At 70.8% G+C, this 21,481-nt stretch carries 14 protein-coding genes; 9 read left to right on the top strand and 5 right to left on the bottom strand.

Annotated features, from left to right (window positions below; translation table 11 throughout):
* Positions 1-495: 495 nt before the first annotated feature.
* Positions 496-1,863, bottom strand: a complete 1,368-nt coding sequence (locus ABZ738_RS15980; RefSeq protein WP_176093837.1) for a PHB depolymerase family esterase — start codon at positions 1,861-1,863, stop codon at positions 496-498.
* An 897-nt stretch (positions 1,864-2,760) separates the two neighbouring features.
* Here ABZ738_RS15980 and ABZ738_RS15975 point away from each other — a divergent pair.
* The 5 genes from ABZ738_RS15975 to ABZ738_RS15955 all read left to right on the top strand — a co-directional run bounded on the left by ABZ738_RS15975 (position 2,761) and on the right by ABZ738_RS15955 (position 8,659).
* A complete protein-coding gene (locus ABZ738_RS15975) occupies positions 2,761-3,822 on the top strand; it encodes a sugar ABC transporter substrate-binding protein (protein WP_131052583.1) in 1,062 nt (353 codons plus the stop codon).
* Entirely contained in the window at positions 3,819-5,360 is a 1,542-nt protein-coding gene (locus tag ABZ738_RS15970; protein WP_131052582.1) for a sugar ABC transporter ATP-binding protein, read from the top strand. The genes ABZ738_RS15975 and ABZ738_RS15970 overlap by 4 nt, the downstream gene beginning before the upstream one ends.
* On the top strand, positions 5,353-6,390 hold the full coding sequence (locus ABZ738_RS15965) for an ABC transporter permease (RefSeq protein ID WP_131052581.1): 1,038 nt from the start codon (positions 5,353-5,355) through the stop codon (positions 6,388-6,390). Before ABZ738_RS15970 ends, ABZ738_RS15965 begins: the two co-directional genes overlap by 8 nt.
* A 74-nt stretch (positions 6,391-6,464) precedes the next feature.
* The gene (locus ABZ738_RS15960) at positions 6,465-7,787 is read left to right on the top strand and encodes an enolase C-terminal domain-like protein (RefSeq protein WP_236145671.1); all 1,323 of its coding nucleotides are present in this window, start codon (positions 6,465-6,467) and stop codon (positions 7,785-7,787) included.
* Positions 7,784-8,659, top strand: coding sequence for an amidohydrolase family protein (locus ABZ738_RS15955; RefSeq protein WP_131052579.1), 876 nt, complete (start codon positions 7,784-7,786; stop codon positions 8,657-8,659). Before ABZ738_RS15960 ends, ABZ738_RS15955 begins: the two co-directional genes overlap by 4 nt.
* 17 nt (positions 8,660-8,676) lie before the next feature.
* Here ABZ738_RS15955 and ABZ738_RS15950 read toward each other — a convergent pair whose 3' ends face one another.
* Complete coding sequence (locus ABZ738_RS15950; RefSeq protein ID WP_131052578.1) at positions 8,677-9,372, bottom strand: FadR/GntR family transcriptional regulator; 696 nt, start codon at positions 9,370-9,372, stop codon at positions 8,677-8,679.
* 224 nt (positions 9,373-9,596) lie between these two features.
* On the opposite strand from ABZ738_RS15950, the gene ABZ738_RS15945 reads away from it, so the two are divergent.
* The 4 genes from ABZ738_RS15945 (at position 9,597) to ABZ738_RS15930 (ending at position 15,594) form a co-directional block, all read left to right on the top strand.
* A complete protein-coding gene (locus tag ABZ738_RS15945; RefSeq protein ID WP_131052577.1) occupies positions 9,597-10,622 on the top strand; it encodes an alcohol dehydrogenase catalytic domain-containing protein in 1,026 nt (341 codons plus the stop codon).
* On the top strand, positions 10,619-11,380 hold the full coding sequence (locus ABZ738_RS15940; RefSeq protein ID WP_131052576.1) for an SDR family oxidoreductase: 762 nt from the start codon (positions 10,619-10,621) through the stop codon (positions 11,378-11,380). Before ABZ738_RS15945 ends, ABZ738_RS15940 begins: the two co-directional genes overlap by 4 nt.
* A 238-nt stretch (positions 11,381-11,618) precedes the next feature.
* Positions 11,619-12,206: a hypothetical protein gene (locus ABZ738_RS15935; protein WP_357213814.1), complete on the top strand. Its 588-nt coding sequence runs from the start codon at positions 11,619-11,621 to the stop codon at positions 12,204-12,206.
* Between the two features lie 391 nt (positions 12,207-12,597).
* Complete coding sequence (locus ABZ738_RS15930) at positions 12,598-15,594, top strand: glycoside hydrolase family 95 protein (protein ID WP_176093838.1); 2,997 nt, start codon at positions 12,598-12,600, stop codon at positions 15,592-15,594.
* 74 nt (positions 15,595-15,668) lie between these two features.
* Here the strand turns inward: ABZ738_RS15930 and ABZ738_RS15925 are convergent, their stop codons facing one another.
* The 3 genes from ABZ738_RS15925 to ABZ738_RS15915 form a co-directional block, all read right to left on the bottom strand.
* A complete protein-coding gene (locus ABZ738_RS15925) occupies positions 15,669-16,301 on the bottom strand; it encodes a hypothetical protein (protein WP_357213811.1) in 633 nt (210 codons plus the stop codon).
* 43 nt (positions 16,302-16,344) lie between these two features.
* Positions 16,345-18,750: a family 43 glycosylhydrolase gene (locus ABZ738_RS15920; RefSeq protein WP_236145670.1), complete on the bottom strand. Its 2,406-nt coding sequence runs from the start codon at positions 18,748-18,750 to the stop codon at positions 16,345-16,347.
* A 95-nt stretch (positions 18,751-18,845) separates the two neighbouring features.
* On the bottom strand, positions 18,846-21,296 hold the full coding sequence (locus tag ABZ738_RS15915; protein WP_357213807.1) for a family 43 glycosylhydrolase: 2,451 nt from the start codon (positions 21,294-21,296) through the stop codon (positions 18,846-18,848).
* Between the last annotated feature and the right edge of the window lie 185 nt (positions 21,297-21,481).

Raw genomic sequence — 21,481 nt, 5'->3', positions numbered from 1 at the left:
GCGATCGGTGGAGTTCGTGCGGGCGCGGTGGCCCGGCCGTGGTGCATGGGATCCGGTGCCACCTGCGGTCGGGGCGGCTCGGACGGCCGGCGCGCTGCGCCTTGTCGGCGGGCCCGGACAGGTCACCGGCGGGTGCCGCGATCGGCCGGCGTGCCCTGCCGGCCGGGTCGATGACCTCGAAGGAGCGTGCCCTGCACCCCTCGACCGGAAGTTAGCATGTTATCGATAACACGCTCAAGTGACAGCAGTAAATATGCTCTGGTCGCCTGGTCGGGCGGCGTCCGCTCCGGGACGCGGCGTGCGGCGGGTGTGCACGAGCACAACGAGCGGGCCCGGTGCCACGGGCGCAGGTGGCGCGCCCGCGGCACCGGGCCGCGTACTCGGTGACGGCCGGGTCGCCGTCAGGTGTCGATCAGATCCGGGTGCCGGCACCGGTCGACGTCGCCGCGCCCGTGTCGTGGTGCGACCGGGGCCCGGCTCGTCGGCCGGCGTCGCTCACTGGCAGCCGAGCCCGTTGAGGGTGAAGCCGGTGGGTGGGTTGTTGGTGCCGTTGTGGGTGGCCTGGAAGCCGAAGCTGACGCTCTGGTTACCGGGGATCGTGGCGTTCCAGGCGACGTTGCGCGCGGTCGCCTGGCTGCCGCTCTGGGTCACCGTGGCGTTCCACGCGCTGGTGACCTGCTGGCCGTTCGGCCAGGTCCACTGCAACGTCCAGCCGTTGACCGGGTTCGGGGTGTTGTTGGTGACGGTCACCGTGCCGACGAGACCGTTGTTCCACGAGTCGGCCGAGTACTGCACCCGGCAGGTCGTGGCGCCCGGCGGCGGAGTGGTGGGCGGCGGCGTGGTGGGCGGCGGGGTGGTCGGAGGTGGGGTGGTGGGCGGCGGCGTGGTCGGGGGTGGGGTGGTGGGCGGGGGAGTGGTGGGGGTGGAGGTCAGGCCGAAGAAGTCGATGGCGGCCCGGGCCATGCCCGTCGACGGCAGGGTGTGCCCGGCACCCTGGATGCTGTACGCCTCGACCTGGACCGTGCCGGAGGAGTTGGCGAACCGCCGCCGGTTCCAGTTGGCCTGCGGGGTGTCCGAGGACGTCGGCGTCTGGCTCAACCCGAAGACGTTGGTCCACTGCTCGACCGCCTCCTGCAGGAGCTGGAACGGGATGAGCGTGTCGTTGGTCCCGTGCCAGAGCTGGATGCGGGGACGCGCACCGCTGTAGCCGGGGTACGCCTGCCGCACCGCGTCGCCCCACTGCTGCGGGGTGCGGTCCATCCGGCCGTTGACGCACTGGCTGTTGGTCGGCGGGAAGTCGGCGGCGTTGGCGAAGCAGTTGAACGGCACGCCCATGAAGGCCGCGCCGGCCTTGAACACGTCCGGGTAGAGGGCGAGCAGGGCCTGGGTGGCCATGCCGCCGGAGGAACTGCCGGTGGCGTAGACCCGCTGCGGGTCGCCGCCGTACTGCCGCTGGGCGTAGCTGACCATCGACATGATGGAGACCGGGTCGCTGCCGCCGTCGCGGCGCTTCGAGGCGGCCGACCACACGTCGAAGCAGTTGCCGAAACCGGCCTGTTGGGTCGCGGTGGGGTAGATGACCAGGTAGCCGTACTGGTCGGCGAGCCGGGCGAACTCGCTGCTGGAGTAGAAGCCGGTGCCGGATCCGCCGCAGCCGTGCATGGCGACCACGATCGCCGGATTGGCCGGCCGGTTGTCCGGCGCGTAGATGTGCATGCGCATGTTGCCCGGGTTGTTGCCGAAGCTGGTCACCTCGACCAGCGACGCGGCGACGGCCGGTGACGGGGACAGGGCGACGCCCGCCACGGCGAGAAGTAACGCGGTGGCCAGGGATGCCAGCAGCCCCGCTCTCGTTCGGGTCATGTTCACCTCTCCGGTGGTTGGGTCGACGCCGGAACCCGGGCACGGTGGACGTCGGGGTCAGCCGACATCGACCGGGGGGCGGGGACCGGGCGTCGCGGTGCGGGAGGTGCTGCCCTGCGGAGGGATCCGCTCACCTCGCCGTGACGATGACACTTTCGTGCCGATTCGCGGCTCGCGCGCAAGCCAAAGTATGGAGTCGCGCCGAGAGCGCCAGCAACAAGATGACATTGATCGATATTTTCAGTCGGCCGCTGCTCGGGCGGCGCTGACGGCATCCCTGGACGCGGGGCCTCTCGGGCCTGCCGCGACCCGACGCGAAACACGCTAGCAACACGAGGGGCGTCGATGTTAACGTTCGCAGAGGCGTCGATGTGCTGACGTGGCATCGATCGATCACCGTGGTGTGATCGCCAACATCGGCCCGGCGCGCCCGATCTGGCGGCCCGTGGGTGAGCGTACGCCGTGATGCCGAATTGATGTGATGTATCGCGACCCTCCGCGTTGCCTGCCCGCCGCGCCTCCTGCCGAAAAACCGGCCCTGGCGGGCGATCTAGGCGTTGACGCTGTGCGCCCGAAACGAATAACGTCTGATGTCTAAGCCCGTGCCAGCGACACCACCCCTACGCCGTCCGTGTTTTGGAGGGATCCCCATGTCCCGTCCCCGGCTCGCCCCGGCCACCCGTCCGCGGATCACGAACGCCGCCGACGGCCCGATGTCGGACGGTCGCGGCGGCATCGCCTCCGGCTCGCCCTGAAACACCTGCGGCGACGACCGCGGCTGTCTCCCGTGGACGTCACCGCCGCCTGATCGCACCTGCTCCGTCGGACGTCCGTCGCCGCGCCCGGGTGGTCGCGGCGGCTCCGCCGTCGACGGCATCCCGATACGGAGGACACACCATGGAACGTAGAGCTCTGCTGAGCGTGGGGCTGACCGTGCTGCTCGGTGCCTCGGCCACGCTCGCCGCCGGGTGCGGCGCGGACGGTACCGGCTCAGGCGGGACGACGCAGCTCGTCGGCGTCGACTACCCGCGATCCGACACCGACTTCTGGAACTCCTACATCAGGTACGTGCCGCAGTTCGCCGACGAGCTGGGCGTCGAGATCAAGACCACCAACTCGCAGAACGACATCGCCAACCTCATCTCGAACACCCAGGCGTTCATGAGCCAAGGGGTCAAGGGCGTGGTGATGGCACCGCAGGACACCGCCGCCATCGCGCCCACCCTGACGCAGTTGGAGAGCCGGGACATCCCGGTGGTCACGATCGACACCCGACCGGACACCGGCAAGGTGTTCATGGTCGTCCGTGCCGACAACCGCGCCTACGGCATCAAGGCCTGCCAGTTCCTCGGCACCAAGCTCGGTGGCAAGGGCAAGGTCGTGATGCTCCAGGGCGGCCTGGACTCGATCAACGGCCGGGACCGCACCGAGGCGTTCAACGAGTGCATGCGCAAGGACTTCCCCGCCATCACCGTCTTCGGCGAGGCCACCGACTGGAAGGCCGACGTGGCGGCGTCGAAGCTGCAGACCCGGTTCGCCTCGGACCCGGACGTCAAGGGCATCTACATGCAGTCCTCGTTCGCCCTGTCCGGCACGCTGCAGATCCTCAAGCAGCGCGGCCTCCAGGTGCCGCCGAGCGACCCGAAGCACGTCTTCGTGGTCTCCAACGACGGCATCCCCGAGGAGCTGAAGAACATCGGCGAGGGCCTCATCGACGCCACCGTCAGCCAACCCGCCGACCTGTACGCCAAGTACGGGCTGGAGTACGTGAAGGCGGCGATGGACGGCAAGACGTTCCAGCCCGGCCCGACCGACCACGGCAGCACCATCATCCAGGTGCGCGACGGCCTGCTGGAGGACCAGCTCCCGGCGCCGCTGGTGACGGTGGACGGCGCACCGGTCGCGGGTGAGCCGACGCTGAAGTTCGACGACGCCTCCCTGTGGGGCAACAACGCATGAACACCGTCCCACACCACTCGGCCGACGGGCCGGCCGGCGACACCCGGCCCGTCGTCGAGGCGGTGAACATCACCAAGAGGTTCGGGTCGACGGTGGCCCTCCTCGACGCGGGCATCGTGGTCCGGCCCGGCGAGACGCACGCTCTGGTCGGGCGCAACGGCGCCGGCAAGTCGACGCTGGTCGGCATCCTCACCGGACTCCAGGCCGCCGACGGTGGCGCGGTGGCATTCGCCGGCCGGCCCGCTCCACCGTTGGGTGACCGCGACGCCTGGCGCCGGCAGGTGGCCTGCGTCTACCAGAAGTCCACGATCATCCCCACCCTCACCGTGGCGGAGAACCTGTTCCTCAACCGCCACGCCCGGGGCGTGGCCGGGCTGATCCAGTGGTCGAGGCTGCGCCGGCAGGCCGAGGAACTGCTCGCGACGTGGTCGGTCGAGGTGGACGTACGCCAGCCCGCCGCGTCGCTCTCGGTCGAACAGCGGCAGTTCGTGGAGATCGCCCGCGCGCTCTCCTTCGGCGCCCGGTTCATCATCCTCGACGAGCCGACCGCCCAGCTCGACGGCGCGGGCATCAACCGTCTGTTCACCCGGATCCGGGACCTGCGGGCCCAGGGTGTGACGTTCCTGTTCATCAGCCACCACCTGCAGGAGATCTACGAGATCTGCGACCAGGTGACGGTCTTCCGCGACGCGCGGCACATCCTGACGGCCCCGGTGGCGCAGCTGCGCCGGCCGGACCTGGTCGCCGCGATGACCGGTGAGGACGTGACGATGCCGGAGGCGGACCACCGACCGCTCGCGGCCGACGCGCCGGTGCTGCTGTCGGTGCGTGACCTGACCACCGCCTCCGGTGTGGAGCTGTCGCTCGAGGCCCGGGCCGGCGAGGTGGTCGGCATCGCGGGCGGCGGTGGCAGCGGCAAGGTCGAGGTCGCCGAGGCGATCGTCGGCCTGGCCCGCGCGGCCGGGGGATCGGTCGTGGTGGACGGCCGCACACTGCGTCCGGGCAGCGTGCCGGACGCGCTCGACGCCGGCGTCGGCCTGGTGCCGCAGGACCGGCACCGGGAGGGGCTGGTGCCGCTGCTGTCCATAGCGGAGAACGTCACGATGACCGTGCCGGACCGGGTCGCGCGACGGGGCCTCATCTCACCGGCCCGACGCGACGCGCTGGCCCGTGGCACCATCGCCGATCTGGCGATCAAGGCGTCCGGGCCGCAAGTGCCGGTCTCCGACCTGTCCGGCGGCAACCAGCAGAAGGTGGTGATGGGTCGGGCGTTGGCCAGCGAGCCCAAGGTGCTGGTGCTCATCACCCCCACCGCCGGTGTCGACGTGCGGTCCAAGCAGACGCTCCTCGGTGTCGTCGACGAGGTCCGTCGGGGCGGGACCACCGTGCTCGTGGTCTCCGACGAACTCGACGACCTGCGGATCTGTGACCGGGTGCTGGTGATGTTCCAGGGCCGGGTCGTCGGCGAGATGGCACACGGCTGGCGCGACAACGATCTGGTAGCCGCCATGGAAGGGGTGGACCTCCACCATGTCTGAGACGCTGACTCCCACCACCCCACCGGCGGCGGCACCACCACCGTCCAGGTCCGCCTCACGGAGTCTGGCCGTCGCCCGGCTACGCGACCTGGCGCTGGTGCCGGCGATCATCGCGGTCGCCGTCGTCGGCTCGATCGTCAACCCGGTCTTCCTCAGCAGCGACAACATCATCAACGTGCTGCAGAGCATGTCGGAGATCGCCATCGTGGTGCTCGCCCAGACCATCGTGCTGATCACCGGCAAGATGGACCTGTCGCTGGAGTCCACCTTCGGTCTGGCGCCCGGCATCGCCGCATGGCTGGTCATCGACCCCGCCCTCACCCGAGGTCTCGGGCTCGACGTGGTGCCGGACGCCTGGGCGGTGCCGGTGGTCCTGCTCGTCGGCGCGCTCGTCGGTGCCTTCAACGGCCTGCTCATCGTCCGCTTCGGCCTCAACGGCTTCATCGTCACGCTGGGCATGCTGATCGTCCTGCGTGGCCTGCTCACCGGCATCTCGGGCGGCCAGACCTTCTTCGCGCTGCCGGAGTCGATGACCTATCTGGGCTCCGCCTCCTGGGCCGGGGTGCCGGCGTCGATCTGGGTGTCGCTGCTGCTGGTCGCCGTCGGCATCGTGGTTCTCGGCTACACCCGTGCCGGCCGGGCGCTCTATGCCATCGGTGGCAACGCCGACGCCGCCCGGGCGGCGGGCATCCGCACCGACCGCGTGTTGTGGGTCGCCCTCATCGTGGCCAGCGTCCTCGCCGCGCTCGCCGGCCTGTTGATCAGCGGTCGGCTGGCGGCGGTGCCAGCGGCGCAGGGCAGCGGCGCGATCTTCCAGGTCTTCGCGGCGGCGGTGATCGGCGGCGTGAGTCTCAACGGCGGCAAGGGCAGCGTCTTCGGCGCCTTCACCGGTGTCCTGCTGCTGTTCATGATCATCAACGTGCTGACCCTGGCCGGGGTGCCCGCACAGTGGACGAACTTCCTCAACGGCACCGTCATCCTGGTGGCCCTGGTGGTCTCCCGCATCACCGGAGGCAAGGCGCAGACATGAGGCCGGCGGTCCGCCGCACCCCAGACCCGAAGCCGGGCCCGACCCGGCCAGCTGTTCGACCCCCAGGAGTTTCGGTGAGTGAGCGCATCTCGTCCGTAGAAACCATCGACGTACGGTTCCCCACGTCCCGGCACCGCGACGGGTCGGACGCCATGAACCCGTTCCCGGACTACTCCGCCGCGTACCTGATCCTGCGGACATCGGCCGGCGCGGAGGGACACGGACTGGTCTTCACCGTGGGGCGCGGCACCGAGATCCAGGTCGCGGCCGTGCAGTCGCTCGCCTCGATGGTGGTCGGTCAGCCGGTCGACGAGGTGCTCGCGGACCCCGGCGCGCTGGCCCGGCGGCTCGTCGGCGACAGCCAGATCCGGTGGCTCGGCCCGGAGAAGGGAGTGGTGCACATGGCGGCCGGCGGGCTGGTCAACGCGGTGTGGGATCTCGCCGCCCGCCGCGCGGGCAAGCCGCTGTGGAAGCTGCTCGCCGACCTCGCCCCGGAACAGATCGTCGCGCAGGTCGACTTCCGCTACCTGCGCGAGGCGCTCACCGAGGACGAGGCGCTGGACCTGCTACGGGCCGCGCAGGGCGGGCGCGCCGCCCGGGAGCAGCGCCTGCTGGCCGAGGGCTATCCCGCCTACACGACCACGCCGGGCTGGTTGGGCTACGACGACGAGAAGCTCGCCCGGCTCTGCCGGGAGGCGGTCGACGACGGGTACCGGCTGATCAAGATCAAGGTCGGCGGGGATCTGGCCGACGACGTACGCCGGATGGGTATCGCCCGCCGCGCGGTCGGGCCGGACGTCCGCATCGCGGTCGACGCCAACCAGATCTGGGGGGTGCCCGAGGCCATCGGGTGGATGCGGGAGCTGGCGCCTTTCGAACCGTACTGGATCGAGGAGCCGACGTCCCCGGACGACGTGCTCGGGCACGCCGCCGTGCGCAAGGCCCTCGCCCCGGTCAAGGTGGCCACCGGTGAGCACGTGCACAACGCGGTGATGTTCAAGCAGCTCCTCCAGGCCGACGCGGTCGACGTCGTGCAGATCGACGCCTGCCGGGTCGCCGGGGTCAACGAGAACCTGGCGATCCTGCTGCTCGCCGCGAAGTTTGGGGTGCCGGTCTGCCCGCACGCCGGAGGTGTTGGGCTGTGCGAGCTGGTGCAGCACCTGGCCATGTTCGACTTCGTGGCACTCAGCGGCACCACGGACGACCGGGCCATCGAGTACGTCGACCACCTGCACGAGCACTTCGCCGACCCGGTCCGCGTCCAGCATGGACGCTACCTCGCACCGCGCGTGCCGGGCATGAGCGCCGAGATCGTCCCCGCCGCACTGACCGACTACCGGTTCCCCGACGGCCCGGAGTGGACCACCGCGCCGGTCGTGGCGGGAGCGCCGGCATGATTATCGACGCGCACCACCACCTGTGGCAGCCGGACCACGGCTACGACTGGCTGGACGATCCCGCACTGGCCGCCATCCGTCGACCGTTCACCCCGGCGGACCTCACCACCGAGCTGACCGCGACCGGCGTGGACGGCACCGTGCTGGTGGAGGGCGGTCGCTGTCATCCCGACGAGGCCGCCGAGTTCCTCGGCCACGCCGCCGACACACCGGCCATCCTCGGCGTGGTGGCCTGGCTCGACATCGCGGCCGGCGACGTCTCCGCAACCGTCGCGGGCTACCGTCGGCTGCGCGGCGGTGAGCTGCTGGTCGGGGTACGCCCGCAGGTGCAGGGGGAGGCAGACCCCGACTATCTCGACCGGCCCGAGGTGCGGCGCGGCCTCGTCGAGGTGGCCGATGCCGGGCTCGTGTTCGACCTGGTGATCCGGGCCGACCAGTTGCCGGCGGCGGCCCGGGCGGCACGGGCCGTACCGCAGCTCCGGTTCGTCCTCGACCACCTCGGCAAGCCCCGGATCGACGCGGGAGAGGCGGGTCTGCGGGCCTGGCGCGACCCGTTCGCCGCGCTCGCCGACCACCCGAACGTCACCGCCAAGCTGTCCGGCCTGGTCACCGAGGCCCGGCCGGAGTGGTCACCGGCCGACCTGAGCCCGTTCGTCGCGGTCGCGATCGACGAGTTCGGCCCGGATCGTCTGATGTTTGGCTCGGACTGGCCGGTGTGTCTGCTCAGGTCGGACTACCCGGGTGTCCGTCGGGCGCTGGAGGCCGCGTTACCGCCGCTGTCGGCCCGGGAACGGCAGGACGTCTTCGCCGGCACCGCCCTGCGGACCTACGGACTGCCCCGGCGGTCCCAGCCCGACGGGGCGGCCGGGTGAACCCCGTCGTGCGGGCATCACGCGTCCGCCGCCTTGGCGGCGAGCACCGTACGCAGCCACGCCTCCGAGGTGTTGACGTGCATCAGGGCGCTGGCCTGGGCGAGCAGTTGATCACGCGACCGCAGCGCGAGATAGATCGCGTGGTGCTCGTCGATCGTCTTGTGTGCCGCGTTGCCCTCGATCAGCCCGCGCCACACCCGCGCCCGCAGCGTCCGGCTGGAGAGCCCGGCCAGCAGCGACGTGAGGGTCTCGTTCCCGGTCGTCGCGATGACCGTGTGGTGGAAGGCGGTGTCGAACTGGATCAGCTTCTCGGCGTCGTCGGCGGCGGCCCGCATGTCCTCCAGGATCCGGGCGAGCTCGTCGAGGTCGGTGTCGGTCATCCGCAGCGCCGCCAGGCCGGTCGCCACCGGCTCCAGCATCCGGCGGACCTCCATCACCTCCAGCAGCGTGTCGTCGCGCAGCAGTTCCACCGCGACGCCGAGGCCCTCCAGCAGCAGGCGCGGGGCGAGGCTGGTGACGTACGTGCCGTCGCCGCGACGCACGTCGAGCACCCGCGCCGATTCGAGCACCTTCACCGCCTCCCGGACCCCGCTGCGGGACAGCCCCATCTGCGCGGCCAGTTGCGGCTCCGGTGGCAGCCGTGCGCCCGGCGGCAGCTCCCCGCTCTGGATCATGCTGCGGATCCTGGCGATCGCGTCGTCGGTGAGTGCCATCCACGCCCCCTTCGGACCGGCCCGCGCTGGGGCGTCGACATGGGTCCGCCACCGCCTGTGGCAGACACCGGCAGCCCTCACCACTATAGAGACGTCGGACGTTTGGTGCCCTCACGGCACCCTCGGCGTCCCAGCGATCCACCGCTGGCAGGTGCACTCGGTCGGGCCCGGCCGAGCGGCTCGCGGGAGAAGAACAGCCCACCGGAGAGACCCGAGGAGGCGGCGTGAACCGCAGCGCACAGTACGTCGGCGAGCAGACCTTCGTCGTCGAGGAGACCCCCGTCGTGCCGCCCGGTCCCGGCCAGGTGCGCCTCGACGTCGCGTACACCGGGATCTGTGGCACGGACCTGCACATCGCGCACGGGGCGATGGACCAGCGGGTGAGCGTACCGGCGGTGATCGGGCACGAGATGTCGGGCCGGGTGGCCGAGGTCGGCGCGGGCGTCGAGGGATTCCGGGTGGGGGACCCGGTCACCGTGATGCCGCTGGACTGGTGCGGTGAGTGTCCCGCCTGCCGTGCCGGACACACGCACATCTGCCACCGGCTCGACTTCGTCGGCATCGACTCGCCCGGCGCGATGCAACGGTCGTGGACCGTATCCGCGCGGCTCCTGGTGCCGCTGCCAGCGGACCTGTCGCTGGTCCACGCCGCGCTCGTCGAGCCGACCGCGGTGGCGGTGCACGACGTGCGCCGCTCCCGGCTCGTCGCCGGCGAACACGCGGTCGTCATCGGCGCCGGGCCGGTGGGTCTGCTCATCGGCACGGTCGCCCGGGCCACCGGTGCCGAGGTGACCGTGCTCGAACTCGACCCGCGCCGCCGGGAACTCGCCACCGACCTCGGTCTCACCGCCGTCGACCCGGCGACGGTCGACGTCGCGCGGTACGTCCGGGAGGCGACCGCCGAGGCCGGCGCGGACGTGGTGTTCGAGGTCTCCGGCTCGGCGGCCGGTGTCCGGACCGCGACCGACCTGCTCGCGGTCCGGGGACGGCTCGTCGTCGTCGCCATCCACCCCACCCCCCGCGAGGTGGACCTGCACCGGATCTTCTGGCGCGAGCTGGAGGTGATCGGGGTACGGGTCTACGAACGCGGGGACTACGCCGAGGCGGTCCGCCTGGTGCACACCGGTCAGGTGCCCGCCGACCGGCTCGTCTCCCGGATCGTGCCGTTGGCCGACGTGTCGCGGGCCTTCGAGGCGCTCGCCGCCGGTGGTGACGTGAAGGTGCTCGTCGACTGTGGAGGAGACACGTGAACCTGTTCGACCTGAGCGGCCGGTTGGCCGTGGTGACCGGGTGCCGACGCGGCATCGGACTGGCGATGGCGGAGGCCCTGGCGGCTGCCGGAGCCGACGTGATCGGGGTGAGCGCGGCGCTGGAGGAGACCGGTAGCGAGGTGGCCGACCGGGTGGCGGCGCACGGGCGCGGGTTCGTGCCGTACCGGGCGGACCTGTCCGACCGCGCCGCCGTCCGCGCGCTCGGCGACTGGCTCGTCGGGGCCGACCGGCCCGTCGACATCCTGGTCAACAACGCCGGCACGATCCGTCGCGCGCCCGCCGCAGAGCACTCCGACGCCGACTGGGACCACGTGCTCGAAGTCGACCTGTCCGCGCCGTTCGTCCTCGCCCGGGAGCTGGGCCGGGAGATGGTCCGGCGGGGCAGCGGGAAGATCATCTTCACCGCGTCGATGCTGAGCTTCCAGGGCGGCGTGACGGTGCCCGGATACGCCGCCGCGAAGTCGGGGATCGCCGGTCTGACCCGCGCGTTGGCCAACGAGTGGGCGCCGCACGGGGTCAACGTCAACGCGATCGCGCCGGGTTACATCGGCACGGACAACACCCGGGCACTGCGGGACCAGCCGGAGCGCAACCGGGCGATCCTGGAACGGATCCCGGCCGGGCGGTGGGGGCGCCCCGACGACCTCGCCGGAGTCACCGTCTTCCTCGCCTCCGACGCGGCCGCCTACGTGCACGGCGCCGTCATCCCGGTCGACGGAGGTTGGCTGGCCCGATGAGGTGCGTCCACCTCATCGCAAGAACATCTACTCCTTGCTATGTTATCGCTCACAGACTACTTTTCGTCAGCAAGAGTGCAGACTTCCCCTCACTCGCGACGTGCTCACCCGGGTGCTCGGCGTCCACCGTCCCGGCCGGCCGAGCCGGTCACCGCGACGCCCCGGCGGGCCAGGTTCGCGTGCGGGACGGACGTCCGCCGCCACGCCACCTGATGTCTGACGAGGAAGGGGGGCTGTCATGCGCGTACCTGCCACCGCCGCGTCCATGGGCGTCCGCACCGACCGGCGCCCGTCGGCAAGCCCGGTCCGACCGTCCGACACCGCCGTGGTGGTGGACCGCGCCGACCGGATGGAACGTCTGTTGAGCACCATGATCGACGAGGTCGGCGGCGCGGAGCCGGTCGTCGACCAGCGGACCGGAGAGGCCGCCACCTCTCCCTTCGACCTGGCAAACGAGTCGGTCGGCGTCGACCCGGCGGCAGCCCTGCTCGCCGCCTTCGACCTGGCCTACCGCGATCTGCCCGCTCGTGGGCAGCGGTTGGTCCGCTACCTCGGCCTGCATCCCGGCCCGGACTTCGACGCCGACGCGGCGGCGGCGCTGTGCAACCTGACCCTCGTGCAGGTCCGACGGGGTCTGGGGGAGTTGCGCGAGCGCCGCCTGCTCGTCCGGTGCGGCAGCCGCTACCGGTTCCCCGACCGGGTCGTCGACCACGTGCGGCGGCTCGCCCTCACCGAATCCGCCGTGGACCGTGACGCGGCCCTGGCGCGGCTCGGTGACGCCCGACCGGGCACGACCGCCCGAGGTGGTACGGCCGCCCGGCGCTGATCGCGGCGGGCTCCGCACTCCGCCGACCCCGCCCCGGGGCGATACATGTGATGTATTCAGCCCCTCGTCGGGGCGCCCCTCCGTGTCGTCGCTGATCGGCCCGGCCACGCGAGAAAGTCTGGCGACGGGCGCGGGCCACTCCGTTGTGCCTGCACATCGGTGTGATCGGTAGTGAATTGCCCGTGGGCGTCAGGCATCATCATCGACCATTGCCTATTTTGTCGTCCCGGAGTAACCTTCGCGAAACACATCAGATGTCTGGCTGTCTCCGTGGCGCTCGGGTCTCGCCCGACACGTCCCGCCCGACGTCACCGAACAGCTCCGGCATGTCGGCTTTCCACCCTGTTCCCGCGCACCGGCGTGGCTCCTCGGGCCACCGGTTGGAGGATCGATGTCAGACCTGACCCGACGGCAGGCTCTCAAGATGGGCGCGGCCGGCGCGAGCGGCGCCCTGCTGCCGCTGCCGTGGACCGCCCTGGCCCGCGCGGACTCCGCCCCACCAGCCCAGGTGCTCGCCGCCGGTGACCTGGCACTGTGGTACGACGAGTCCGCCGGGACCGACTGGCTGCGCGCGCTCCCGATCGGCAACGGTCGGCTCGGTGCCATGGTGTTCGGCAACGTCGACGCCGAACGGCTGCAACTCAACGAGGACACCGTCTGGGCCGGCGGCCCCCACGACCCGAGCAACACCCGGGGGTCGGGGGCGCTGGCGGAGATCCGGCGGTTGGTCTTCGCCAACCAGTGGACGCAGGCGCAGAACCTGATCAACCAGAACATGCTCGGCAACCCGGTCGGGCAGTTGGCGTACCAGCTCGTCGGCAACCTGCGGCTGACGTTCCCCACCTCGGGCGGGGCGTCGCAGTACGAGCGGCAGCTCGACCTGACCACCGCGACCAGCTCGGTCAGCTACCTGATGAACGGCGTCCGCTACCAGCGCGAGGTGTTCGCCAGCGCGCCGGACCAGGTCATCGCGATGCGCCTGACCGCCGACCGGAGCGGGTCGATCTCCTTCACCGCCACCTTCGACAGCCCGCAGCGGACCACGCTGTCCAGCCCTGACGGCACCACGATCGCCCTCGACGGGGTCTCCGGCAACCAGGAGGGCGTCACCGGCGCGGTGCGGTTCCACGCCCTGGCGAACGCGACCGTCAGCGGCGGCACGGTGACGAGTTCCGGCGGCACGCTGCGGGTCACCAACGCCACCAGCGTGACCCTGTTGATCTCGATCGGATCCAGCTACGTCACCTACCGCAACGTCGGCGGGGACTACCAGGGCATCGCGCGGCGCCACCTGACCGCCGCCCGGGCCAGCAGTTACGACCAACTCCGCAGCCGGCACGTGGCCGACTACCAGGCGCTGTTCGGCCGGGTCAGTCTCGACCTCGGCCGGACCGCCGCCGCCGACCAGCCGACCGACGTGCGGATCGCGCAGCACAACAGCGTCAACGACCCGCAGTTCTCCGCGCTGCTGTTCCAGTTCGGCCGGTACCTGCTGATCTCGTCCTCCCGGCCGGGCACCCAGCCGGCCAACCTCCAGGGCATCTGGAACGACTCGCTGACCCCGGCGTGGGACTCGAAGTACACGATCAACGCCAACCTGCCGATGAACTACTGGCCGGCCAACACCACGAACCTGGCGGAGTGCCACGCACCGGTCTTCGACATGGTCCGCGACCTGGCGGTCAGCGGTGCCCGCACCGCGCAGGTGCAGTACGGCGCGGGCGGTTGGGTCACCCACCACAACACCGACGCCTGGCGGGCCACCTCGGTGGTGGACGGCGCGTTCTGGGGCATGTGGCAGACCGGCGGTGCGTGGCTGGCCACCCTGATCTGGGACCACTACCTGTTCAACGGCGACGTCGAGTTCCTGCGCGCGAACTACCCGGCGATGAAGGGTGCCGCGCAGTTCTTCCTCGACACGTTGGTGACCGAGCCGTCCCTCGGCTACCTGGTCACCAACCCGTCGAACTCGCCGGAGATCGGCCACCACACGGACGCCAGCGTGTGCGCCGGCCCGACCATGGACAACCAGATCCTGCGGGACCTCTTCGACGGCTGCGCCCGGGCCAGCGAGATCCTCGGGGTGGACGCCACGTTCCGGGCCCAGGTCCGCGCGACCCGGGACCGGTTGGCACCGACGCGGGTCGGTTCCCGGGGCAACATCATGGAGTGGCTCTACGACTGGGTGGAGACCGAGCGGAACCACCGGCACATCTCGCACCTGTACGGGCTCGCGCCGAGCAACCAGATCACCCGGCGCGGCACCCCGCAGCTGTTCGAGGCGGCCCGGCGCACCCTGGAGATCCGGGGTGACGACGGCACCGGCTGGTCACTCGCCTGGAAGATCAACTTCTGGGCCCGGATGGAGGAGGGCAACCGCGCCCACGACCTGATCCGCTTCCTCGCCACCCCGGCCCGGCTCGCGCCGAACATGTTCGACCTGCACCCGCCGTTCCAGATCGACGGCAACTTCGGCGCCACCGCCGGGGTCGCCGAGATGCTGCTCCAGAGCCATGCCGGTGAACTGCACGTCCTGCCGGCCCTGCCGACCGCGTGGCCGAACGGGCGGGTATCCGGCCTGCGTGGCCGGGGCGGACACACCGTCGGCATCGCGTGGACCAACGGCCAGGCCAGCGAGGTCCTCGTCCGGCCGGACCGGGCCGGCACGGTACGCCTGCGCGGACGGCTCTTCGCCACCACGTACACGGTGGTCGACGTCGCCGACGGCACGCCCGCGCGGACCACGCGGATCGAGTCGGACCTGGTCGAGGTGACCGTCCAGGCAGGTCGCACCTACCGGGCCACCGGGCAGGGCGTCGCCCTCCCGACGCTGGAACAGAGCTTCACCAACGTCAGCACCACCAACGACACCAACACCGGCGTCGGCAACTTCGACGGCAACGGTGCCTCGCTCTCCGCGCAGGCCCTGGCCGCTGCGGGCGTCACCCCCGGCGCCACCCTGAGCCGCAACGGGGTGACCTTCCGCTGGCCCAGCGTCGCGGCGGGCGGAGCGGACAACGCCATCGCCTCCGGGCAGTCGATCAGCGTCACCGGCACCGGTCGTACGCTCGGCTTCCTCGCCACCGGCACGTACGGCGCGGTGTCCGGCACCGGCACGGTGGTGTACGCCGACGGCACCCGTCAGACCTTCACGCTGAGCACCCCGGACTGGTACGGCGGGCCGCACAGCGGGGCCACCGCGGCCGTGGTCAGCGCCTACCAGAACCGGCCCGGCAACCAGCGGCAGAACACGGCGGCCTGCGTCTACTTCGTGGGCGTGACGGTGCAGAACAAGGCGGTCGTCCGGGTCGAGCTGCCCAACATCAGTGCCCGCCCGGCGGCCAACGTGCCGACCATGCACATCTTCGCGATCGCCATCGCGGCCTGACGCGCCGGTCCGGGGCGGCGCGACGGGAAACGAGGGCGGGGTCGCCGTGGACCGGCGGCCCCGCCCTCAGCGGATCACTCGAAGAGGGACAGGGTCAGTGTCGAGGTGTACGCGCCGGCGGCCACGTCGGCCGGGGTGCGCAGGAACAGGTCGGCGTCGACCGAGTATGCCCCACCGGCGACCGCACCCGAGTCGAACGTGGAGACCAGCAACTCCTGGTCGACCAGACCCACGTTGTTGCCCGGCTGCGTCGGCTCGTCCAACACGGTGACGACCTCTTCACCCTCACTGACCAGACCGGTGTCCCCACCGTCGATTAACCGAGGTTTCCAGCCCAGGTGCCCGGCACCGATCGGCTCCTGACCGTCGGCCCCGGTGAAGTCGGTGGCACTACCGAGCACCGCCCACGCCGCACCCGAGGGCACCTCGTCGGCGGTCCGGGTGTCGGTCACCGTCACCGTCGGCAGACCACCGACGAACTGCCGCACCAGCAACGTCGACCCGTCCTCGGTCAACGCCACCGAGTCACCCGCGATCGACATCGCCAGCACGCCCGGCTCCACCAACTCCTCGATCTCCACCGTGACCGTCACGTCACCGGTGTCAGCCGGATCGGCCGAGGCGGGCGCAGCCGCCATCACCGACCCGACCAGCAGGGCCCCGGCGGCACCCGCCGCCAACAGCCGCCTGCGATTGTCCGTTCTCATCTGCATCTCCGCGTCACTCGTGATCGACAGTGGGTAGGGATGATCAGCAGGTGGCAGCGGGGTGCTCGACGGTGCGTACCGTCGTCACGTCCCTGCCGTCGATCGACCCGGTCACCCGGACGGTCGCCGTGCCTGCCTGCGTCGCCGCCGTCCGGCTGTTGAACTGCTGGAACGCGCTCGCGCCCGGCGCCACGGCCGACACCGACCGCTGCCCGTACGCGCTCTCCAGCACCACGTCCACCGCAGCGTCGTGGTCGTTGCGCGCCTGCACCGCCACGTACGCCTTACCGCCGACACACCGCGTCTGCGCGCTGACCGTCACCGGCAGGTCGGCGGTGGCCGCCTCGAACGCCCAGGTGTCGATCTCGAACAGGTCGCCACCCGCCGGTCCGGCGTAGGTGAAGTACACGTCGTGCACGCCGGCCACGCCGTCGAGCTCGGTGCTGAGCTCCGTCCACTCGCCGATCGGCCCGTCGACCGGGATGGTCGCCACCACCGGGGCGGTCACGTCACCGAGCCGCAGTTGGATCGATCCGCCGGCCACCAGCGGCCGGACCTTGGCGGTCAGGCTCCTGGCCCCGGCCCCGAAGTCGACCGAGGAGAGCGCGGTCCAGTCGCCGTTGTCGATGTCACGGACGACCAGGTTGGGTGCCTCGTCGCCGAACTGGGCGGACCCGCCGTCGATCTTCACGGTCGCGATGCCCTTGCTCCAGCCGAAGGTCTCCGCCTCGAACACCCGGTACGGGTCGAAGTTCCGGACCTGGTCGACACCGGCGTAGTCGCCCACCACCTGCCGGATGGTGCCGTCCTCGTTGAAGCTGAGTTCCTGGATGTGCGGGCTGCGGTAGCCCTGGGTGGTGTTGCCGTTGATGCGCTTGTTCAGCGTCGGGCCGTGGTACGTGAAGTAGTACTTGCCCTCGTACTCGAAGGCGGACTGGTGGTTGTTGCCGCCGGTGCCGGTGCCGAAGAACTGCGACTGGTTCGGGAACAGCACGCCCGCGTAGGTCTCCTTCGGCCAGACCATCGGGTCGTCGGAGATCATGTAGCCGATCTGACCGCCGCCGGGGTACCCGGGCAGCGGCGTCTGGTTGCCACCGAAGTCGTTGCCGCCGAAGTGCGACGAGTACGACAGGTAGTACTTGCCGTCGCGCTTGAACACCTGGGCCGCCTCGAAGGCCACCGGGGCGTCCACGACCGCCGCCGTGCCCTCGGTCGACACCATGTCGTCACCGAGCTTGATCGACCGCAGGTTCTTCGGGTTGTTGAACCGCTCGGCCGCCGGCATGCTGGTCGCCGCCGGACCGCCGCCGAAGTAGAGGTACGCCTCGCCGTCGTCGTCCACGAACGGCGCCGGGTCGAACTTCCAGGCGACCGCCTCGGCACCCGGGGTGCGGCCGTCGATCAGCGTGCTGGTGCGCTCGCTGGTCCACGGGCCCACCGGCGACGCACCGGTGATCACGTTGCTGGAGCCGCCGCCGTTGGCGTAGTACAGGAAGAACTTCTCCTGCCCGTCGACGATCTTCTTAGCCATGCCCGGCGCCCACGAGTTGTTCGTGAACGGTGCCACGCCGTTCGGCCCGGCGACCTGGATCTCACCGTGGTCCGTCCAGTTGACCATGTCGGTCGTGGAGATCACCGTGATCTGGTTGATGTCGCCGTAGTTGATGCCCGGCGAGACACCGGTGGTCGGGTTCGGGGCGTACCCCTGGGTGTCGTTGGTCATGTACATGTAGACCCGGCCGTCGTGGACGAAGCCGTACCCGTCGGCGCCGAACTTGTGGCCGATCAACGGGTTGTGCTCACCGGGCAGCTTGCCGACCACCTCGATGGTCTTGGACGCGGGCGGCGGCGGCGCGGCGCCGACCACCGATACGTCGTCGAGCGTGAAGTCCATGAGGTGCAGGTTCGCATCGGCGCCCGGGTCACTCGTCCACGGGGTCTCGAAGAACAGGCGCGCGGTGCCGACGCCCTGGCTCGCCGGGATGGTGAACTGCCCGTTGACGTGCGCCCACTGTCCCCGGGTCGCCGTCACGCTCACCAGGTTGGTGTAGGTGGAGCCGCCGTAGTGCATGGTGGCGAAGAACTGCTTCGTCGCGGGCGAGGCCGCGTTCTCGTACTTGAGTCGGGCGCTCAACGTGTACGTCTGCCCGGCCTGGACCTTGCCGGAGAGGTCCTGCATCGGACCGGACCCGGTGGTCGTCCGGTTGGTGACCCGCACCGCGCTCGACCCGGAGTAGGCGTCGGTGGTGAGGGAGAGGGTCGCGCTGTCGGTGGCGTTGCCGTTGTTGACGAACCAGTTCGCCAGGCCGTTCTCGAACCCGCCGTTGACGACGAGATTCGTGTCGGCGGCCTGGACCGGTGCCGCCGCGACGAATCCGGCGAGCATCACGCCGGCCGTCGCGATGGCGGCGACCCGTCGGCGGGCCCCCGTTCGTGGACGCGGTGTCACGAGATGTCCTCCTTGAAGTGGAACGGGCAGGGGAGTTCATCGGCACCCCGGAACCGGCGTGGAACCGGCTCCGGGGCAGATCGGATGGGTGGGGATCAGCCGCCGCAGGTGGTGGCCGGGTACGCCGCGGTGCGGACGGTGGTCACGTCCCTGCCGTCGACCGTCCCGGTCACCCGGACGGTCGCCGTACCCGCCGGGGCGGCGGCGCCGCGGGCGGCGAACTGCTGGAACGCATGGGCACCCGGTGCCACGTCCGGAACCGATCGCCGGCCGTACGCGCTCTCCAGCACCACGTCCACCGGAGCGTCGTGGTCGTTGCGGGCCTGCACCGCCACGTACGCCTTACCGCCGACGCACCGCGTCTGGGCGGTCACCGTGACCGGGAGTGTGGCACTGCGCAGCACCCCGAGCCGGGCCAACTGGTAGCTCAGCGCCCGTTCCGGCGCGTCGATCTGGTTCTGGGTGCCGAACGTGCCGGCCCGGGCCGTCGTGGCGGCGGCGAGCGTGGCACGCATGGCGGCCCAGGCGTCGGCCGGGTACGCCGACTCGTCGAGCGTGGCCGCGTACGCGATGGCCGCGTCCAGCGCGCCGGTGTCCAACGGCCGGTTCTGCGCGGTGAGCGTGTCGCTGAGCAGGTAGTGGTCGAAGTCGACCTGACCACCGGTCTGCTGGGTGGCGTAGTTGAACAGGCCGACCCGGTGCCCCATGAAGTGGGCCAGACTGCCGTCCAGCGTCTGCGGACCCACCCGGTTGCCCATCTGCGTCCAGGTCACCCCGTCCAGGCTGTAGTGGAACGTGGTCCAGAGCTGCCCGGTGGGCGAGGCGAAGTCGAGGTCCGCCTTCACGTGCACCTCGGTCGCGTCGCCGAGCGGCACCGTCGTGCCGGGCAGGAAGTTCTCCAGCGTCGCCTGGTCGAGGTCGACGGCGAAGGGCTGCCCCCGGTTGACCACGCCGAGCGTGTTCACCCCACCGGCACGCTTGACCGCCACGTACGAGAAGCCCCGGTTGTAGGCGGCCAGACCCGCGACGTCGCCGTCGGTCATCCGGGAGATGTCCATCCTGGTCTCGACGGACTGTCGGGGCCCGAAGGTCCGCTGCGACAGCGTGTTGCGGGCCTCCTCGAACCAGGCCAGCTCGGCGCGGTTGGAGAGCTTGGTGTAGACGTAGCCGCCGGTGACCACCTTGCCGGTGGTCAGCCGCAGCCAGCCCGCCCGGTCGGTCAGCGACCAGTGGCGGTTGTCCGGCGCGTGGTTCCACTCCCAGGCCATGTCCAGCCGCGATCCGTTGGGCCTGATCTCCTCCTCGATCTCCGGCGTCGGGGCGGTCCACTCCTCGTCCATGTACGCCCTGTGCGGTGCGTCGTTGGCGAAGTCGTCCGAGACCACGATGGACTTCTGCCGCTCGAACCGCTCCTGCTCCGGGCTGAGCGCGATCGGCTTGGCGAACGCGCCCTCCACCGGCACCACACCGTTGGTGCCGAAGGTCGGCCAGCCGTCCTCGGACCAGGTCGCGGGGATGAGCGCCGGGATGCGGCCGATCGGGAAGGTGTCCCGGAAGAACATGCCGTGCCAGTCGGTCTGACCACCCTCTCGGGCGATCGGCACGAGGCTGCCCTGCGCGAAGCCGTTGGAGTTGAGCACGCCGCGCGCCTCGTAGGTGTTGACCCCGCCCTCGGAGGTGTGGCGCCCGAGCAGCTCCGGCGAACGGAGCATGACGACCTGACGTCCCTGGCCGGAGGGCCAGGTGATGATGACGGCGTAGTAGTAGCCGTTGATGTGGTGGAACTGGGCGCCCTCGAAGAGTCCGCCGATGAAGGGCCGGCCGGCGTAGTCGTTGGCGGTGAAGACGTTCGGGTAGTCCTGCACGACGGCGGTCAGTGCGGAGTTGAGCCGCACCGCGCTGATGTTTCCGTTGCCGTAGAAGATGTACGCCGTACCGTCGTGGTCGAAGAAGAGGGACGGGTCGTGCAGGCCGCGACCGAGGGCCGTGCGCTGCCACGCGCCGTTCTCGATGTCGTCGGTGCGATAGATGTAGGCGCCGCCGAGGTTGTTGGTGTTGAAGGCGACGTAGAACATGCCGTCGTGGTAGCGCAGAGACGACGCCCACTGGCCCTGGCCGTACGAGTTCTGGCCGTTGCGCAGCGAGAACGAGTCGCCGATGCTCGCCCGGTCGAAGACGTAGTTGACGATCTCCCAGTTCACCAGGTCGTACGACTTCATGATCGGCGCACCCGGGCTCAGGTGCATGGTGGTGCTGATCATGTAGTAGATGTCCCGGCCCTCGGCGTTCTCCGCGGCCGGCACCCGTTCGACGCCGATGTCCGGCACGTCTGCCCGGAGCAGTGGCACGGTGTAGGTGCCGTCACCCCGGTCGGTCGAGGTGTACGACGATCGGGGCGACCAGGGCTCGGCGGCCTGCGCGGTGCCGCCGGTGGTGACCAGTCCGGCGCCGAGCAGCGCGGCGGTCGCGGTGAGGGCGGTGGCCCGCCGACGCCGGATCGCGGCGCGGGACCGCTGGGCCGGGGCGCGACGGCCGACGGTGAGCATCCGTCTGAGGAGGGGCCGGAGGCGGGGCGTGCGAGAGCCGACGAACACCTGCATACGAGCTCCAGAGGCGAGGTGACGGGCCCCTAGCTTGTTAGCGCTAACATGGATCGTCAAGAGTTTCCGCGATACTCGTCTGAAATGTCCGCGTAACACCGTCGTCGATGCGTACTGGGCGCGCTCCCATG

Origin of the sequence: Micromonospora sp. NPDC047793 (assembly GCF_040642635.1) — a bacterium.
In the GTDB taxonomy this organism is placed as follows: Bacteria; Actinomycetota; Actinomycetes; order Mycobacteriales; family Micromonosporaceae; genus Micromonospora.
The sequence above is the reverse complement of the archived record's forward strand: the minus strand, read 5'-3'. Positions and strand labels throughout refer to the sequence as shown.

Coding starts and splice junctions, on each gene's coding strand:
- ABZ738_RS15980 (WP_176093837.1), bottom strand. CDS start 1,863: ATGACCCGAACGAGAGCGGGGCTGCTGGCATCCCTGGCCACCGCGTTA.
- ABZ738_RS15975 (WP_131052583.1), top strand. CDS start 2,761: ATGGAACGTAGAGCTCTGCTGAGCGTGGGGCTGACCGTGCTGCTCGGT.
- ABZ738_RS15970 (WP_131052582.1), top strand. CDS start 3,819: ATGAACACCGTCCCACACCACTCGGCCGACGGGCCGGCCGGCGACACC.
- ABZ738_RS15965 (WP_131052581.1), top strand. CDS start 5,353: ATGTCTGAGACGCTGACTCCCACCACCCCACCGGCGGCGGCACCACCA.
- ABZ738_RS15955 (WP_131052579.1), top strand. CDS start 7,784: ATGATTATCGACGCGCACCACCACCTGTGGCAGCCGGACCACGGCTAC.
- ABZ738_RS15950 (WP_131052578.1), bottom strand. CDS start 9,372: ATGGCACTCACCGACGACGCGATCGCCAGGATCCGCAGCATGATCCAG.
- ABZ738_RS15935 (WP_357213814.1), top strand. CDS start 11,619: ATGCGCGTACCTGCCACCGCCGCGTCCATGGGCGTCCGCACCGACCGG.
- ABZ738_RS15930 (WP_176093838.1), top strand. CDS start 12,598: ATGTCAGACCTGACCCGACGGCAGGCTCTCAAGATGGGCGCGGCCGGC.
- ABZ738_RS15925 (WP_357213811.1), bottom strand. CDS start 16,301: ATGAGAACGGACAATCGCAGGCGGCTGTTGGCGGCGGGTGCCGCCGGG.
- ABZ738_RS15915 (WP_357213807.1), bottom strand. CDS start 21,296: ATGCTCACCGTCGGCCGTCGCGCCCCGGCCCAGCGGTCCCGCGCCGCG.